This window comes from Mycoplasmopsis columboralis, assembly GCF_900660675.1.
In the GTDB taxonomy this organism is placed as follows: Bacteria; Bacillota_I; Bacilli_A; order Mycoplasmatales; family Metamycoplasmataceae; genus Mycoplasmopsis; species Mycoplasmopsis columboralis.
Window position 1 is genome coordinate 498,092 of sequence record NZ_LR215039.1, and the last position, 18,748, is coordinate 516,839.

Annotated in this window: 16 protein-coding genes and 1 pseudogene; all 17 read left to right on the forward strand. The window is 25.3% G+C overall.

Going from position 1 to position 18,748, the window contains the following annotated elements:
• Positions 1-223: 223 nt before the first annotated feature.
• The 17 genes and pseudogenes from EXC45_RS01945 to EXC45_RS02020 all read left to right on the forward strand — a co-directional run bounded on the left by EXC45_RS01945 (position 224) and on the right by EXC45_RS02020 (position 18,746).
• Positions 224-2,221 carry a hypothetical protein gene (locus EXC45_RS01945; RefSeq protein WP_036434996.1) on the forward strand — a complete coding sequence of 666 codons (1,998 nt, stop codon included), beginning with the start codon at positions 224-226 and terminating at the stop codon, positions 2,219-2,221.
• 76 nt (positions 2,222-2,297) lie between these two features.
• Positions 2,298-3,035: a hypothetical protein gene (locus EXC45_RS01950; RefSeq protein WP_129693759.1), complete on the forward strand. Its 738-nt coding sequence runs from the start codon at positions 2,298-2,300 to the stop codon at positions 3,033-3,035.
• 491 nt (positions 3,036-3,526) lie between these two features.
• The gene (mobL, locus tag EXC45_RS01955; protein ID WP_036435428.1) at positions 3,527-4,564 is read left to right on the forward strand and encodes a relaxase MobL; all 1,038 of its coding nucleotides are present in this window, start codon (positions 3,527-3,529) and stop codon (positions 4,562-4,564) included.
• Between the two features lie 9 nt (positions 4,565-4,573).
• The gene (locus EXC45_RS01960; RefSeq protein WP_129693760.1) at positions 4,574-5,059 is read left to right on the forward strand and encodes a single-stranded DNA-binding protein; all 486 of its coding nucleotides are present in this window, start codon (positions 4,574-4,576) and stop codon (positions 5,057-5,059) included.
• A gap of 24 nt (positions 5,060-5,083) precedes the next feature.
• Entirely contained in the window at positions 5,084-5,512 is a 429-nt protein-coding gene (locus EXC45_RS01965) for a hypothetical protein (RefSeq protein ID WP_129693761.1), read from the forward strand.
• A gap of 9 nt (positions 5,513-5,521) precedes the next feature.
• Positions 5,522-6,061 (forward strand): hypothetical protein, encoded by a 540-nt coding sequence (locus EXC45_RS01970; protein WP_129693762.1) that lies wholly within the window; start codon positions 5,522-5,524, stop codon positions 6,059-6,061.
• Entirely contained in the window at positions 6,036-6,581 is a 546-nt protein-coding gene (locus EXC45_RS01975; protein WP_129693763.1) for an Mbov_0392 family ICE element protein, read from the forward strand. The genes EXC45_RS01970 and EXC45_RS01975 overlap by 26 nt, the downstream gene beginning before the upstream one ends.
• 9 nt (positions 6,582-6,590) lie before the next feature.
• Entirely contained in the window at positions 6,591-7,544 is a 954-nt protein-coding gene (locus tag EXC45_RS01980; protein WP_129693764.1) for a hypothetical protein, read from the forward strand.
• Positions 7,545-7,735: 191 nt separating this feature from the next.
• Positions 7,736-8,845, forward strand: a pseudogene (locus EXC45_RS01985) (DNA cytosine methyltransferase).
• A gap of 1 nt (position 8,846) precedes the next feature.
• Positions 8,847-9,278: a hypothetical protein gene (locus tag EXC45_RS01990; protein WP_036435194.1), complete on the forward strand. Its 432-nt coding sequence runs from the start codon at positions 8,847-8,849 to the stop codon at positions 9,276-9,278.
• The gene (locus EXC45_RS01995; protein ID WP_129693765.1) at positions 9,268-9,879 is read left to right on the forward strand and encodes a hypothetical protein; all 612 of its coding nucleotides are present in this window, start codon (positions 9,268-9,270) and stop codon (positions 9,877-9,879) included. The genes EXC45_RS01990 and EXC45_RS01995 overlap by 11 nt, the downstream gene beginning before the upstream one ends.
• Positions 9,880-9,911: 32 nt before the next feature.
• Positions 9,912-10,088 (forward strand): hypothetical protein, encoded by a 177-nt coding sequence (locus EXC45_RS03970; protein WP_156951407.1) that lies wholly within the window; start codon positions 9,912-9,914, stop codon positions 10,086-10,088.
• A 16-nt stretch (positions 10,089-10,104) separates the two neighbouring features.
• Positions 10,105-12,810, forward strand: a complete 2,706-nt coding sequence (locus EXC45_RS02000; RefSeq protein WP_129693766.1) for a coiled-coil domain-containing protein — start codon at positions 10,105-10,107, stop codon at positions 12,808-12,810.
• An 11-nt stretch (positions 12,811-12,821) separates the two neighbouring features.
• Positions 12,822-13,724, forward strand: coding sequence for a DNA methyltransferase family protein (locus tag EXC45_RS02005; RefSeq protein ID WP_036435146.1), 903 nt, complete (start codon positions 12,822-12,824; stop codon positions 13,722-13,724).
• An 84-nt stretch (positions 13,725-13,808) separates the two neighbouring features.
• Positions 13,809-15,092, forward strand: coding sequence for a hypothetical protein (locus EXC45_RS02010; RefSeq protein WP_129693767.1), 1,284 nt, complete (start codon positions 13,809-13,811; stop codon positions 15,090-15,092).
• Between the two features lie 47 nt (positions 15,093-15,139).
• Positions 15,140-17,794: a type IV secretory system conjugative DNA transfer family protein gene (locus tag EXC45_RS02015; protein WP_129693768.1), complete on the forward strand. Its 2,655-nt coding sequence runs from the start codon at positions 15,140-15,142 to the stop codon at positions 17,792-17,794.
• A complete protein-coding gene (locus tag EXC45_RS02020) occupies positions 17,775-18,746 on the forward strand; it encodes a hypothetical protein (protein ID WP_129693769.1) in 972 nt (323 codons plus the stop codon). The genes EXC45_RS02015 and EXC45_RS02020 overlap by 20 nt, the downstream gene beginning before the upstream one ends.
• Positions 18,747-18,748 lie beyond the last annotated feature (2 nt).

An 18,748-nucleotide genomic window follows, 5' to 3' on the forward strand; every position in this document is an offset into this window, starting at 1 on the left:
AGCTTGCTAATAAAGATGGTTTTGCTTTGACTAGTCAAGCAATAAAAAACTAATATTTTATTTAATCTTACCTTAAAATGTGGAAAAAGAGTTAAAAATATTGCATTTTGCAAATGTGGAAAATTTTGCAGTTTTCACATTTGACTCACTAATAAGCTATTTTTTGTTGTATATGCAAGATTTTAATTATTTAAAATGTTTAAATTTATAAAATTTAATTACTATGAATTTAATTAACTGAAACGAAGAACAATTTAAAGACTTTGATTCTAAATTTGCATACGATAAAGATGATTTAGGGGTAACAAAAAACAATGAAGGATTTTTGATTAAACTTTGACAGCCAATTGCTAAAAATGTTGAAGTATTAATTTTCAAAGATTACTTGTCAAATGATTTTCAAGTTCTTAATATGAATAAAAAAGAACAAATTTGAGAGTTGCAACTTTCAAATGAATATCAAGGGTCTTTTTATCAGTATCGTATAACTCATAGCGATGATAGTGTAACCATTGCTTTAGATCCTTATGCAAAATCTATGGCTCCTTTTAATCACTTACAACAAAAAGTTGGGAAAGCTTTAATTTTTGATTGAGACACCACCATTAATAAACCTCAAAAATTGCAACCTCAAATTAGCAACAACATCAAAGCCATTGTTTACGAACTACAAATTAGGGATTTTACCAGCATTTATCCTGGTAAATTACAAGCTAAAAACGGAACATTTAACGCTGCTTTAGAAGCTAATATTTTCGAACATTTAACCAATCTAAACATTACACATTTACAACTTTTACCTTTACAAAGCACTTACACAGTCAATGAGTTTGAGCAAAAAATTTATCTCCAAAATCAAGGAAATGGTTGAAATACTAACTACAATTGAGGTTATGATCCACATAACTATTTCACTTTGAATGGTATTTTTTCAAGTGATCCATTATCTTCTGTTCAAAGAATTCATGAGTTTGCTAATTTTATTAATGAAGCTCACAAAAATAAAATTGGCATTATTATGGATGTGGTTTTTAACCATTTAATGCATAACGATATCTTTAATAACATTCTTCCTGGTTATTACTTTAGAAACAACGCCAAACAATACCCGGTTGATCAACCTCCTCTTGCCACTCAAAGATTCATGGTTAGAAAGTTAATTATTGATGTCTTAAAATATTTTGTTCAATACTTTAATGTTGATGGATTTAGATTCGACTTATCATGTTTTTTTGACAAACAAACACATGAACAAATTGCTTTTGAGCTTAGAAAAATTAATCCAAATATCATTTTACATGGTGAAGCTTGACCTTTTTCTGATTTAGAATTTTCTTCTACTTACATTAAAGGTTACAATGATAATGATTTTGAGTTTGCATATTTTAACGATACTCTCAGAGATTCAATTACTTGCAATGAAAATAATAAATCTCAAAAAGGTTTAATTATTGAAAATAATTTAGAACAATTTAAACGCTACGTATCTTCAATTGTAGGTAATTTAAAAGACTACAAATGAGGTGATATTGAACATTCGAATAATTTTTATGACCTTTTTGCTAATACAACCAAGATAAATTTAGGATATGTTTCATGCCATGATGGATTTACTTTGTGGGACAAAATTATTATTAACTCTAAGAACAACACTTTTGAAGAACTAATTGAAAAATATCGAAAAGCTTTAATTATGTTGCACACTACTCAAGGTCGCAAGTTGCTTTTAGCAGGAACTGAATTACTCCAATCTAAACCATGCGATTTTTCTGGTCAAGATGGCAATAGATGTGAAGTTAGTCTTTCTAAAGATTATTTAAATTTAAATGCAGAAAAAAACATGGTACATCCAAATACATATAAAACTACCGATTATGTTAACTCCATGAAATGACAAAATCTTAATCTTCCTTTGGTAAAAGACAAAGTATTTGATTTTATTTCACAATTAAACGCTTTTAAATTAGAAACAGAATTTTTCAACCTTACAGATTTAGAACAAATTCAAAAAAACATAAACTTTGTTGAAGTAAATTCTTCTAAAGGACTAATAATATTTGAGGTTGCTGTTAACAAAGAAAAAGTTGTAGTTATGCACAATTTTAGCACTCATAAACATTTATATGAACAATATAAAGATATGAATGTTTTATTTAGCTCTAAGTTAGAGCAAGTGTCATCCTTTGAACTTCTGCCATTTGAATCTAAAATTTTAAGATAGATGCAAAAATTAGGTGGTCGGGAAAATACATCGTGAAAAGCGGTGTATTTTTTCTTACTTTAAGCAAGGAGTTTTTATGAACAACGCAAATAGTGAATACCTATTGAAAAATGCAAAACTGAAAATTGATGAAGAAATTTTTCAAATTATCAATTTAAAAAGAAAAGCTCTTGTGCTATTTGCAATGTTGAACTGCTACTTTGAAAAGAATTCAGACAAAGTAGCAGTAAGCAGTTTAGATTTTAGAAAATTCAAATATGGAAATTGATCAATAGGAGAAGAAAAATACTTTTCAAAATCAACCTTTTATCAGTCATTAAAAGACTTACAAAAAATGAAACTCATTAGTTTTGAAAATGAAAGAATTAAGCTTTTAAGAAAGCTACACGAAAAAGGTAAAAGGTATTTTAAGGTTGATGATCAAGAAATGTTAAAGCAATTTGGAATGGTGAACCCAAAACAAATTTATTTTCAACTCTTAAATATGTTTTTGTTGAAAGCAAATTCTCCAAAGGAAGTGATAAGAAAAAAGTCTGAATTTAGACATAGCGACATTCGTTATGGAGAAGTTTGAGAAATAGAAAAAAGAATTTTTAGAAAGTGAGAATTTAAAATATCTTTCAGTTATTTTCTAAAAAAGAATTTTTCATATTCATCAATTTGAAGACATTTTAATTGCAAAATTTTCAAATCATTTAAAACAAATGCATTTAAGGTATTCAAAATTTTAAAAAATCTAATTAGACACGGGAAAAATCAATTTACAACAGAAAACATATTTTTTCTTGAAACAATAACAGTTAAACAACTGTAAATTAAGAAATCGTAAAAAGAGATCAATGATGGACTAGGTAATACTTTATTATCTGTGAAAACAAATAAAACGACAACTTGATTTTCAGTTTGCTAAAAGTCTTAGTTTTTTTCAGTTATTCAATTTTAGAGTCCAAAACTTGAAAAGCAAAGTAAAAAGAGATCTATTTTGGACTATTAAGTAAGTATATAAACATTAAATAAACATTAGAGTATTTAACACAATGAAGGTAAAAAAGGTATTTGTGTTAATAAGGGGGTTCAATTAGTAAAGGAGTAATTTTTGCTTTAAAGAGAATAGTAAATAAAAACAACGCTCATAGATACAAAGACAAAACAAATAAAAAAGTTAACTGAAAATACTATACCTGTAAAGATAAAAGAAACATAGTTGATTACATCACCAGAAACGATGCTTGTTTAAAAACATCTTTATCAAATTCTGAAATTAAAAAGTTAGTTGAAGAAAATGACAATAACTACAAACTAACTTTGAAAAAACTTTTAAATGAGCAAAGTAATTCTGGTTTATATCAAATTCACTCTTCAGAAGAAGTATCGCTAGTTGATATTAACGAAACCAAAAAGGTTTTTCAAAAAATAAAGTCAGATCAATTTATCTGAGATACGGTATTGAGTTTTACAGTGGAATATGCTAAAAAACATAACTTGTATTCACCCAGAGATTATGTTGAATATGCATCAAAAAATTTAAAGTGATTATTTGAAAAAGAAAAATTATCTTTCAAAGACTTAAATTTTTATGCTACTTTACATACTAACTCAGACAACCCCCATTTGCATTTAGTGTTTTTTGAAAAAGAACAAAAGTTTATTAATACCAGAAATGGGAAAAAGACTTTTAGACAAAGTGGAAGATTTAAAAAAGCAAACTTAATCAAAAATCTTCAACATCTGAATAACTTAAAATCACCACAAGAGTTAGAAGAAATCTTTGAAACAAAAAAACAAGTGTGAAACACCAAGCACACTTTACAAAAAACATACAAACAAAGCATTGTTGAACAAAATAATTTTAAAAATTCAAATCAGAAAATTACTTTACTTCAATATGAACTTTCAAAAATTAAATCACCACGCTTTAAAACTTTAAATGAAGAACTAAAACAAAAGGTTCTTAATGTTGTTGAAGAGTTAATTGAAAACAATGATGATTTGAGTAAGGAATTTTCAAAAATAACTGCATTGATAAATGAAACACCTTTTAACGATAAAGAAAAAAACAACTTTAAAGAAAAGGAGTTATCAGAACTTAAAACCAATTTAGCAAACACTTTAATTAAAGAATTGACAAACGAAAACAAATTAAAGTTAAATTACAGTTATTGAAGATTAAAAGAGATAAACCCGCATTTAGCTATTAATTACACACCAAAAGTAAATGTCAATTCAGATAATGAATCTGATAAAGATAAATCTATCAGATTACCAAAAATTATTTACAAAGCTTTAAAAAGCTACAAGAAAGCTTATGAAGTTTTCGGAACAACAAAAAATAAAAATTTATAGGAGAACAATATGAACAAAATTATTTTAAGTGGAAGATTAAGCTATATGGACTACAAAATAAAACCAGTAAGCGAAACTGAAAATAAGAAGATCTTAAATTTTTCACTTGTGAATTCAGAATTCACTAAAAAAGACAACGAAAGTGAACCAATGTATTTTAACTGTATTGTTTTTGGTAGCACAGCAGAATTAATCAACAAACATTTTCAAAAAGGAGACCCAATTTTGATTAATGGTTCATTAAATTCTTTTAAAGGAAAAGATAAAAAATTATACACAACAGTTGTGGTGGAAGAATTTGACTTTATGGAAACTAAAACACAAAAAGAATTCAGAAAAGCACGCAAAGAAGAATTATTAGCTAGAAAGAAAGAACCAAGTAAAGAAAATGTTCATAGTGAAGAAGAATTTTTAGAAGAAGCTAAAAGAATTAGTGATGATGTTTCAAATTCATTTGAAGAAAATTCAAAAGAAGACTGAGAATGAGATATGTAAAAAGAAAATGGTTTGGAAATCAAAATGAAAAATAAATTATTTAATGTTTATTCAATTAAACGCAAAGATCAGCAAGATTCTAAATATTTTTTAACTTTATTTGACATAGATGACAAAATCTTTTTTGTTGAAATAGTTAAAAACTTAAATGATTTAAATGAACAAGATTTACAAAATACAGTATCAGTTTTCGCAAATTCAAAAATGAGTAATTTGTATTGTGATTTAAATGCTGTTTATATGAGCGACCAAGAAGAATTTTCGCAATTTAGTAAAGATGCTAATAAAGAACTTCTTTTAAATAATGTTGATGATATTTTCAAATTATCTGTTTTGACAAAAATTAATGAAGTAATTCAAAGCAATGATAATAAGGTAAATTTAGTTTATTTAAAAAATGATTATCGCAACTTAGAAACAGCAAACAAAAAAGAACCGGAAGTAAGTATGTAAAAGGTTTATATGAAAGCTCTAAGCAAAGAAAAACAAAATGAAATTAAAGAATATCAAAAAAAACTTAACGAAAGTGAACTTAAAGAATATGTATCGTTAAAAAGAAAAATATTTAAGCATCAACCAATTTTTGATTACTACCAAGAATCTTATCAAATGCTTGTTGAAATATACGAACTTGATATATCACTAGATAACTTAAAAGAAATTTACAAAATACTTCAATTAGATAAAAGTTCAAAATGAGTTGAGATTTCTTTTGAAAGCAAATGAGTTAAGAGTTATAAAGAATGATATGAATTTTTAGATGAATTTTTCAAAAGTTATGGTATCGATAGTTCATGATTCTTAAAATTGTCGTTAGACTTACTTAATAATTTCAATAAAAACCATAAATACATCGGACTTGACTTTGAATATGAAGAAGAATTAGAGTTGTATTGTAAAGAACAAATAATGCTATCAGCAATAGATTATTTACTACTTGATAAAAAAGAAAAAGAAAGACAAAAAAGGAATAAATATGAAAAAAGAACAAAAAACAATTAATGTTTTAGAAATTTTAAATACAAATGTAATTGAACAAATTAAAACCGAAGCTGACAAGTTAAATTCATCACAACTTGAAGAATACTCAAAAACACAAAAAGAGCTTTTTGAAAACAAAGATGTTGTAGAAAATGACAAACTTTTAAGAGCTGTCTCTGATGTATATGCTCTTGATGTATCACTTGATAATTTAAAAACAATTAATGAAATTGTTAATTTAGATAAAAGCAACTCATATGTAGAAGAATACTTAGCAGAAAATGACATCTTTGATTATGACACCTTATGAGATATCTTTGATCAAAAACTTCAAAAAGAAGGTATGTCTGATGTAGGACTCTTATATATGTCTGAAAAACTTGTTAACAAAATCAACGATGATAATGAATGCATTCAAATTAATGCTTACCAAAATGATTTAAATGTGTTGAAAAAAAGTGAAGTAATTGAAGAAATATTAGATTCTTTAACACTTGATTTAAAAGAAAAACAAACCAGCAACAACACAATGATTATGTAAGGAATAAGTATGGGAAAATCATCATTTAGCAAACCTTCTTCTTATGAGTATTATTGAAACGGTAAATTAATACCTTTTGCAGAACGCATTCATCTTTTTTACAGCGAAGAAGATTACTTATTAGATCACATTGGTTTATCAGAAAAAGAACTTCAAAAATATAATGAAGAAAACGATACTGATTATTTAAACAAAGAAGAATTAATTGAAGATATTTGAGACAATATTTATTCGTTTAGATCAACACAACTTAATTATTTTGATAGATTAGGAGAAATCACACCTTCTAAAAAAGCAATTGTAGAAGTTATAAATAACTTAAATAAAATTGATCCGTATTGACTTAATGTTTATGAAGATTCATATAAAGAAGAACTTGAACAAGAAGAAATTCAAGAATTTAATAAAGAACATAAAACTAAATACAAAACAAGTGAAGAAGTTTATAAACATAATTGGAAAACTTATTCATTAGAAGAACAAATTGATTATCTATGAGAAATGATAGAAGATAGAGATAATGACAATGTAGAGCATTACACTTGAAGTGCAAATGATGAAGCTATAATAATGTTTTCTCCTAATTATTATTCCGAAGAAGAAACTATTGTAAGTCAATTTATTGATAATGTAAGTTATATTATTAAAACAATTGTAGAAGATAACGAGCAAGCAGAAAAATATATTAAAGAAAATTCATTAGTTTTTACAAAAGATATTGATTTGCAATTTTTAGATCATTTAGATAAATCATTTTTAATGAATGAAGATCGCACCTTAGTTGAATCAAAAAATAGTCTTTATTCATATGAAAAATTTTGTTTATTACCAAAAAGATTAGATTTTGACACAACAATTAAAAAATATGGTTATGAAGAATTTGTTAATGATTTAGAAAGTAAAAAAGAAGAACGATGAAAAGAAATTTTTTCTTGAAAACTAAATAAAGAAATGACAATGTAGAAATAGTAATGAATAAAAACGAAACAATTAAAAAGTAAGACAATATGACAATTAAAGTTTTTGAAACATTTGCTGGTATTGGTTCACAACATAAAAGTATAAAAAATATCAATTCTAAAAATGAAGATATCAAATTTGACATCATAGCAACTTCTGAATGAGATGCTCGTTGTATTATTGCTTATTCAGCAATGCATAATAAGTTAAACGAAGAGACCATAGAAAAGACATTGAAAGCAAACAATTTATTAAATGAAGATCAAATTAATGAATATCTTTTAAAGAATGTTTTTTCTTTAAATAGTAAAAAACCTACAAACTCAATTACTAGCAAAGATTTAAATTTTAAAAAAGCTCTTGTAGTTGCTAATTTGATAAATAAAAATCATAGTGATATACAAAGTGTAAAACCAAGCTTAATTGATCAATACAAAATTGATTTGATAACTTATTCTTCACCTTGTCAAGGACTATCGTTAGCTAATATGGGTAGAGATAAAGGTATTAAAGATAATTCTTCAACAAGTCATTTAATATGACAAATTGGAAGAATTGTTAGTGAGTGCAAAAACAAACCAAAGTATTTACTTTTGGAAAATGTTAAAAATCTTGTTGGAAAATACTCTGCTGAATATCAAGAATGAACAGACTTTTTAAAGTCCAATGGTTAAAAAACATTTACTGCTGTTTTAAACGCTCAAAAACACGGTTCTTTACAGACAAGAGAACGGGTATTTGCTCTTAGTGTTTTAGAAGATATTAAAACTCCATTTTTAAATGATCAACAATATCAAGAATATTTAGACAACATCGGAGCAAGTAATATTTTAAAAACTCAAAAAGAATTAAAAAGTAAATATAAAGAAATCTTTGATATTGATAATAAAAATATAAGTGATTTTAATTGCAAAATAAGAAATACTCCTTCTAGAATTGAAATATTAAACAAAAATAAACCTTTACATAATTTAGAGTTAGCAAGACAAAGAAATTTTGCAATAAACACTTTAACAACTAGACAAGATAGACACCCTAACGCTGGTTATATCAAATGTGAAAACAACGATCCAAATTATTTAAATGCTCGTTTAATTACACCGCAAGAATCTTTAAAAATAATGGGTTTTTCAGATCAAGATTACCAAAAACTAAAACCGTTTATCAAACAAGGAATATTAAACAAGGAATGTTTATATCGTTTTGCTGGTAATTCTATTGATATAAACCCTTTAAATTCTGTTTTTCAAGCTATTGTAGATATTGAAAGATTAAATAAAACAAATAAGAAAGGTTCAGAATAATATGAATATTAAAGTCTATGAAAAATTTGACTTAAATCAGAAGAGATTTTTTAAAGGTATTTATTTTTTCGTTTGAATTGCTACTATATTTTTTTTATTTTCATTAATATATTTCATTTCAACAGCAACATATTTATTTCAACAAATAAAAGAAGATTTATTAACTAAACCAGAAGTGCTTTGAAGATTTTTTATAGCTATATTTATTTTGAGTTTTTGTCTAATTTTAACTTTTAAATTTCAAAGAGACATTGAATATCAATTACGAAATATTAGACCCTTAAAAATTTACAAATTATTAACTAAGAAAATTGGTTTTTGAAAGAGATTAAAACTTTTTGTCTTTAACATAAACGAAACACAATTTGAAAATCTTGTTGCTCAGAATTTTGAATTCAAGGAAGTAATAAATAGTATAGTCAATGAAAGCTAAAAGGCAATATAACGAACTTTCTCTTAAAAGTATAAGAACAGAATGTTTTTCATATGATCTAAGTGTTTTTGATACCAACAAAAATATCAACTGGTTATTTACTAAAAGTGATTTTAAAAAGATTAATTCTAGAAAATACAGTTCTTGTGAACTTTGAGAAATGAAGTGTCTAAGTAAACCGTATTCTTTTAAAATAAAAAAACTTCAATTGCTAAATAATAACAATAAATATGATGTTTTTGTTGATGTTTATTATTTAGATAATGAAAAGAAGACATTTTCTTTTAAACCCAAATCAACAAGCAAATACATAAACCCTTGAATATCTTATTTAAGATATGATTTGCTTTTTGATTTTTACAATGAAAGTTTAAGCTATGTTTGACAAAAACTAGATCCTAACGCAAAATATGTTGGAAAAGGAGAATCTGAATATATGGTCAGTAAATCAAATATTATGCAAGTTGATCGTTCTGTTTTTGAAGATTATAAAAACCCAAAAATTCAAGAATTCATAAACAGCTATATGAATTTAGATTCAGAAGAATATGAAATATCTATTAAAAAAATTGATGTCAAACGAAATCAAAATGTAATGTAAAAAATATTAACAACAACTAACAAAGGAGATAAATGACAATTGCTAAAAAAATTAGTATTCAATACAAACAAGTAAGTAAGAGACTTGAAAAACTAAGTCAAGAAAAAGAAACACTTCAAAATAGATTACATCAAATCAATGTTGAAACTTCTGATTTGAAAAGTTTTAAATCGCAAGTTGACAAATTAGTTGGTTTAGAATCTAAATAATTTTAGAAAGGAAAAAATGCAAGCAGTTAAAACAGAAAAAAATAAAAATAAGAAATGATGATTTATTGGAGCAACCGCTGCAGGAATTGTTGCGGGAGCTAGTTTGATTTTATGGGGTTGTGGTCAAGCACAAAATAAAAAAGAAATTGAAAAATATAAAGCAATGCTTGATGGAGTGTATGCTAAAAACCAAAGTGATTATTCAAGGTTTAATTTTCAAATTGGAGATTTGCAAAGTGATATTGAAAGAATGCGTAATGATGCAATGACTCAAAGTCAAACACTAAATTATTTAAGAGAACAAATTGCTCTAAAAGAACAAGCATTACTTAAACTTGTTGGAAGTAAAAATTACAACTCCAAAGATAATAAATATTCAAACACAAGTGAGCTAGGAAAATTAAAAAGCGAACTACAAAGTTTACAAATTGAATTTGAAAAAGTCTCTTTACAAAGAGACAATTTACTTAAAGATAAAGCAAGTTTAGAAGAACAACTTAATCAACTGAAAACAGAAAGAGATAACTTAAAAGTTCAACTTCAATTAACTATTGAACAAAACAATGAAGAAATTGCTCGTTTAAATACCATCATTGCAATGCTTGAAAATGATAAAGAAGATTTACAAAATCAAAACAACTCTTTACAAGAACAACTTCAAGTTGCGAAAAATAAAGTTGCTGAACTTGAAAATGTTAAAGCAACTCTTGAAGAAGAAATTGCTAATAAAAATGAACAAATTAATGATTTAGAAACTCAAAATCAAAGCTTAAAAGAACAATATGTTGATGTATTATTAGCGTTATATAAAGATGTTAATTTACACACAAACACTTATAAAGAGATTTATCAATATCTTCATGATTTTAACTATGATGAACTTTATGAAGGAGATAATCAACCTTGTTCAGATGCTAGAGAAGGTCTTGTAAACGAATGTTCATATGAAATACCAACCAAAGACTTTGAAGAATGAAGTTCAGAAGAACAACAAATGTTTAACGAATTAGAACAATATTATGATAATGCTGATGTAAAAAGTAAATACCAAGAAAAATTAAATAAAGATTTTACAAAAGCTTTAATTAACAAAGGTGAAAAATTAGTTAAGCAATATCAAGATTTTTATTGAGCAACTCCTGATGCTTTAAATAGACTTTTAAATAATGTAAATCAAAAATTAAAAGACACAAAAAGAGATTTTACATATGCTAAATCTTTACTTGTTCGTTTAATTGGAACGGATAATGGTCAAGCAGATATTAACGATAATGGAGAAGGAGCTTTTGAAGGAAGTATTGTTGATAAACTAAGAAAGAAAATTGCTCAACTTGAACAAGAAAAAGAAAATAACTTAACTCAAATTCAAACTTTACAAGAAGAAAAACAAAATCTTCAAAATGACAAAACCAGACTTGAAAGTGAAAAAACCGCTCTTGAAAATGATTTACAAGCAAAAGAACAAAGAATTGCTAAATTTACAGATCAAGTTCAAACATTAAATACAACAATTACAAACTTAAATAACGAAAAAGCTCAACTACAAGAAAGTTTATCTGAAAAAGACAAGCAAATTCAAACTTTGCAAGAACAAGTTTCAAGTTTACAAGAACAGCTAATAAACAAAGAAAATCAAAACCAAGAGCTTTCAAATCAACTTCAAGAAAAACAAAATCAACTTCAAGCTCTTCAAAGAGAAAAACAAGAGTTGCAAAGTCAACTTAATACTTCAAATTCTAACTTAACAAAAGCTAAAAGAAAATTAGTTGAGTTAGCAGGAACTGATAATTTAGATTTTGATTATGGAACAGATGGTGCAAATGTAAAAGCAGATAGTATTGTTTTTAGACTTAAAAATCAAGTAAAAGATAAAAATAATTCTAATACAGAATTGCAAGCAAAACTTGATGCATTAGTTCCTAAACTTGTTTTAAATAGAGTAGAAAACACATCATTTAATTTAGGTGTTCAAGGTAGAGTATTAGGTGATATTAAAAACAAAGGTAATGGAGACTTTTTTGAAAAATACGGTATTGCTTGAAACAATGCTTGATATTCTGCTCCTTACAATATACCTAAATCAAGTTCTTCAACTGAAACAGTATTATTTAACAACATAAGTGATTATACATTATCAACATATAGTTATACACTCCCTGATAATTGAAGAGACTTTTCAAATATTAAGTTAACTCTTAAAGAAGATCTACCATACTACACAAACAGTAATATAATAAGCTCTCTAAGAACAACTGAAATAACAACAAAAGAAATATCTCTTTCAAGTTTATCTTCAAATCAAACAGTTATACCTTTAAATGCTAAAACAAGGGGTGATTACGCTAACGGAGATAACATTTTAAATACAAATGTCTTTCCTATTTTTATAGTTAGAGAAGATTCTCAAACAAGAACATCTGGGTTTGGTAATGTAGGAATTGTAAGTAAATGAGATGATGGAAGGGGTAAACCACATTTTGGAACTTTTGAAACTGTGCAAAACAAACTTCAAATCCAAATCTCAGGTAATAATCTTTATGTAAAAGTTTTAGGTAGTGCAAACTTAAAAGAACTTACTTTAAAAGAAGAATTAATCTATGATACATTACATGATACTCAACCATCATCTGCATTTGGATCTAAATCTCCTAATAAAGCTGTCTTAGTAAAAAGCAGTCCTTTTGTAGCTAACACACATATTCTTTCTGCTGAATTACAGTAAGCTTGTTTTAAATGAAGAAAGCAAAAGAATTAGATCAATTTTTCACAAAGCAAGAAGTTGCTGATTTACTCGTTAAAGAAGTTATTAATATTTTTCAAGAAGTATTAACTAGCGAAATTATTGAAACCAGCGTTGGGTCTGGAAGTTTTGTGAATGCTCTTTTAAAATATAATATAAAACTATCTCAAATTAAAGCTTATGACATAGATGTAAGCAATTATTATTTTAATAATGTAGTAAAAGCTGATTATTTAAAAACTCCTATGTTATACAATGAAAATAGATTTGTAATTGGAAACCCACCGTTTGGTAAAAGTGGAAAATTAGCATTACAATTCTTAAACAAAGCTTTAAAAGAAAATGGTATTGTTGCATTTGTTCTACCTAAAATATTTGAGAGATATTCAATTCAAAAACAAATAAATGTTAATGCGAAATTGGTATATCAAATAGATGTTGAGAAAAATGCTTTTACCATCAATAAGAAAGACTATAATGTCAACTGTGTTTTTCAAATATGAACAACTAAAAAAGATATTTGTCTAAAAAATCAAAGATTACTAACTCCTAAACCAAAAGAACATAATGATTTTCTAACATTCATTCATAATAACACTCCTAGAACCTTAAAGTATTTTAACAAAGACATTTATAATTGAAACTTTGCTGTTCACAGACAAGGTTTCTATAACTATTCACTTAAAATAATTCACCCAAAAGATTTAATTAAGAATAGACAATATCTTTTTATAAAAATTCAAAACCCAATAGCTCAAAAAGTTTTTGACTTAATTGACTTTGAAAAACTTTCTGAGAAGAACACAAGAGTTAAAGGTTTTTCTCTTACAGACTTAGTTGAAGAATATGAAAAAGTAAAAACTGTCGTATTACAAAATAAACCAACTCATTTCTAACAACAAATATAACAATTACATATCATATTTATAAAATTTAAGTATTATTAAAATAATACTTAAAAAAGAGTATAATTTCATTATATGAAATTATATGCGTTAAGAAAATTATTATTTATTGCTCCTTTAAGCATCTCTCCATTAATTGCTTTTAGTTGTTCAACTAATCAAGAAATCAAAAAAGAAGAACCTATAAAAGAAGATAAATTGAGTTTAGAATTAACTGAAAAATATTCAATTATTTATGACAAAATAATCAAAGAATTACCTTCAAAAAGATCTGATCTTGTTAATTTAAAATCTGATGTAAATGATTTTTATATTAACAACTACGAAAAGTTATTAAACAAAGATTTGAAAGCATATTATTTGAAATTTAAAAGCGAAATCATAAAGACCATTGATAAGAAAATACAATTAATTGATTCAGTAATGAATACATCAAAAAATACATTTGTAAACTTTTTCGTTGAAAATAAAATATACGATACTTTTGTAAAAAACGCAAGATTATATTTAAATACAAATAAATGAAAAATAAATACTACCTTTGTTGCTGATTTTCCAATTTGAGAAAAAATGGTTAATTTAGAAAAAGAAATATTTTACGAAAAATATAAAGAAGTAAATGATAATTTATTACCAGCTGTTAATTCTTTTAAAGAAGATGCTTGAATGGTATTTGATGTTAAAGATAAAGTTAACTTAGATTTTTTAAATTCTAAGTGAAATTTTAGACAAAATTATAAAACCGAAAATCAGAAAAATAAAGTTGATGCTGATTGAAGTTTTGTTTTAACTAAATCAAGAACATTAGCTAACAATAGCGAAGAATTAGTTTGACAAAATGAAGATAAAAAACCTTATAAAACACAAGAACTTTACGAAAAACATTTTACCTTGGTAAAAGATATTGTTCCAACAGTAGTTTCAAAAAAATGAGATTTTGACAAACAAGTTAAAGCTTTAACTAAATACTTAGTTATTAAAAACTTTTATAATGTCGGAGATAGAATGATAAACAAAGTTTATTTAACACTTGAAAATGAAGAAAGTATTTTTAACTGTCAAGCTTATTCAGAATTTATGTTTTTATCTTTAAATGCTATTGGACACAAAAACAACATTCAATTTAATGATCAATATTATTTTCCAAACGGTAGAAGACTTCCTCACATAAATTTAAACTATGATAAAAACGGTAAAATTTATGTAATTGATGCTACTTTCTCTGATCAATTTAACACTAAAAACCCAACACTAAGTGATTACAACAAAGTTAATGTTGACATTAACAGAAATATCTTAATTCCAATTGAAGAGTATCAAGCAAGACTTAACGCTGTTCCAGAATTCTTAGGTTATTAGAGATAACTCTTAATTGTAGTTATCTTTTTTATTTTAAAAGGAGACAAATGAAATGATTCAAACTCAAATATACTAAAAAACAAATCTGAAAAGTTATTGGTATTTTTACATTCTATACAATATTAATTTTTATATTTTTAACTTTAACATTTGCTTGCTTAAAATTCATATCTCAAACCAATTTATATTTAAATAAATCAAAAGAAGAAGGTTTAAGTAATTTTGTTGGTGTATTAACAAATATACTAAAAAACTATTGATTTTACTTAATCGGTGGTTCTGCTTTTGCTGAGATTTGCATTTTAATATATAAAAAGTCCAAAAAGAAAGATAAAAAATACGAAAAAGATTTAGATAAGAATAACTCTTGAACTTACAACGAAATTGAGAACTTGGGTAATTATTCAGAGTTTCGTAAAAACTATGAATTAAACAATTTAGATCCAGCGTGAGTGGTGTCTTATTCCAAAAACAAAAACAAAATTAAATGAAATGGTGTGAACTTATCTAAATTCCCACTTAATTTAAAAATTCTCGGTGGGACAAGGTCTGGTAAAACTCAAAAATTTGTTATACCTATTTTGAAATACAATTTAAACATTGAAGATAAAAACAAAAAACCCAACTTCGTTGTTGCAGACCCCAAAGGAGAACTTTATTCAGCAGTATATGAAGATTTACAAAATAATAATTACCGTGCTGTTGTATTAGATATAGCAGATCCTATCACTTCACAAGGGTTTAATTTACTCAATAACATTTGAGATACCTTCCATTCTAAAAAAGGTAATATTGATAATAATAAAACGCTTGCTTATTCTATGCTTTCTGAAGTTATTTATTCTCTTAGTTGGGGTGAATCAAAAGAACCAATTTGAACTACTAACGCTAAAAAAATATTAATTGCTATTGGTAAAATGCTTTTGTTTTATTCTACATTACAACCAAATAAGATTACCAGAGATCAATTTAATTTAGCAAACTTCACTCAGTTTTTGAGTGTTTCTGAAATCAAAAATTCAAAATGAATTAAAAAACTTGATGAACTTGAAAAAACATCTTCAAGTAATTTACTTAAAGATAATGAATTTGATATTAACAAAAAACAAAGACAAGATAATATTAATGAATTATTACAACTATATCGTGAAGAGATCAAACCTTTTAGCGAAACAGCAGATCAAACTTTATCTGGTTTTTTAACAAACGCAAAAGGTGCAATTGGTATTTTTGCAGAAGATAAAAGTATTAGAAGTTTTTCTTCAAGAAGTGAAACTGATATTAAAGAACTTATTTATTTAAGCAACCCCAATTATAAAAATTCTCAACATTGAAACTTACAAGTAAAAGATTTTTACGAACAAATTGATTTTTATAAAGATCAAAATAAAGATTTAGAAAATAAACTTAAATTCAATGAAAGCTTTAACGAAATTATTTTGGAGTATGCTAAATATTATTCATACAGCAAAGAAGTTGAAAGAATGATTAAAAACAATTCAAATGATTTCTTTGACATTGATAATAAAAAACAAATTATTGATAAAACATATATTGCAATTAAAACTTACTATGAAGAGAATTTTAATGAAGATTCAAATATAACAACTTTTCAAAGTTTCTTAGATTTATTAAATCAACATCATTTAAACACACTCTCTATAACAAGATTAAATCAAAAAATTGACTTATACAATGAAGAGTGTAAACCATTTGCTGTCTTTATTAAGTTTCCCGACCACGAAAAATCTAAAAACACAATTGTTAATTTAATAGTAGATCAAATATATAAAATTGCTATTACCATTGCAAATGATAATGGGGGTCAACTAGCAAGACATTTATTAAATATTTTTGATGAATTCGGTAATTTACCAACCATTAATGATTTTGGGAGCAAGCTTTCAATTGCGTTATCTAGAAAAGTTATGTTTTTAATTATTTTGCAGTCATATTCTCAACTAGACAAATACGGTAAAGATAATAAAAATATCATTTTAGAAAACACAGGACTTACAGCGTTTATTAATTCTGATTCAGATGAAACGCTAAAAGAAATTGTTAATACCTTAGGTAAAAAAGACATTTTAAAAAGTTCTTTTTCTAAAAACAAAAACGATTCAGAAAACGAATCAGTTTCAAAAGCGGAAAAAGAAATTATGAGTATTGCTGATTTAAAAGCTCTTGATTCTAACACTCACATTATTTTTAGAATGCAAAGTAAACCTTTAAAATTAAAATCTTCTCTTGCTTATAATTTCTGAAAACTCAAATCTCCAAAAGAACCAATTTATAAAGATGCAAAAGATTTTGAACTTAGCGAATACATCATCAATTTTAATCAACCAAATTTTAGTTTTACTGAACAAGACAATAAATCACAAACTAAAATCAATGAACATTTCAAACAAAAACTTAAAGATCTTAAACAAGTTAAAGAATTAAAAAATGATCTTAGAAAAGAACTTATTTCAGAGCGTGATGCAAAATATAAAGATTTGTATATGAGAGCAAAAGGTTTAAAAAATCAAATTGAACAACGCAAAGAGTATTTATCAAATTTAACAGATCCAAATCTTCTTGAAGACATCAAAACAGAAATAAATTCTTTACAAGAAAAACTAAATGAAATAACTCCTTATTTAAAAGAATTTAAAGATAAATGAATGAAAGTGTTTAATGATGAAAAAATCTTTGAATAAACTATGTGCATTATTTACAATGCTTACTCCTTTAACAACTTTTTCTTGCATTAATATAAACACAGCATCAAACTCCAAATACGAACCTTTAAGTGAATATAAAATATCAACAACAAGTGAACCCGAAAGCATTAATAAATATTGAACAGATATATCAAACTTGATGAATAATTTTGATATTGAAGAATTTGACAAAGTAAGTAATTTTCTAATTTACTTAGAAGATAAAATTTATCAGCAAGACAAAATCTTACAAACAAATATTGATAACTATCAAACAATAGTAAATTATCTAAATTTAGATAAAAGACTATTTATGTTTGATAATTCTAATGAGAAAATTAACGAAATTGCAAAAGAGCTAAGTAATGAAAATGAAGATTATGCAGTGTTAGCAGTTTATGGACAGTTTTTATTAAATAGTGTAATTATTAATGAAAACAATAAATTGCAACTTAATCTTTTTAAAGACACTTTAAGGTATATTAGCTTTTTAAATTCTAATATTACCAATGAAAATAAAACTTTTGAAGAACAATTTAACGAACTTGAAAACAAAGAAGTTTTTGAAAGTATTTTAAATAATTTAATCTCTGATATTGTCAAGATGCTTAATTTAAAAAGATATTATGCTGTAAATAAAGAAGTTATTTTTACAGATAATAAAGTTGATTATCAAAGTTTTTATAAAAAGATGTATTTGTGATTATCACAAAATTTATTAGCTTTGTATTTTAACTTATTTAATAAACATAACACTCTTTGAGATAGTTTGTTTAATGAACAAAAACAGTATTTTGAAAAATACTTAAATAAAAAATTAGATATTAATTTACTTAGTGATTTTGAAACTCAAACATCAAAAACTTCGTATAAACAAACGATAGAAAAATTAAAAAATCAGCAAATAATTTATTACAAAAATGAAAATACGAAAGATATTTTGATATAATT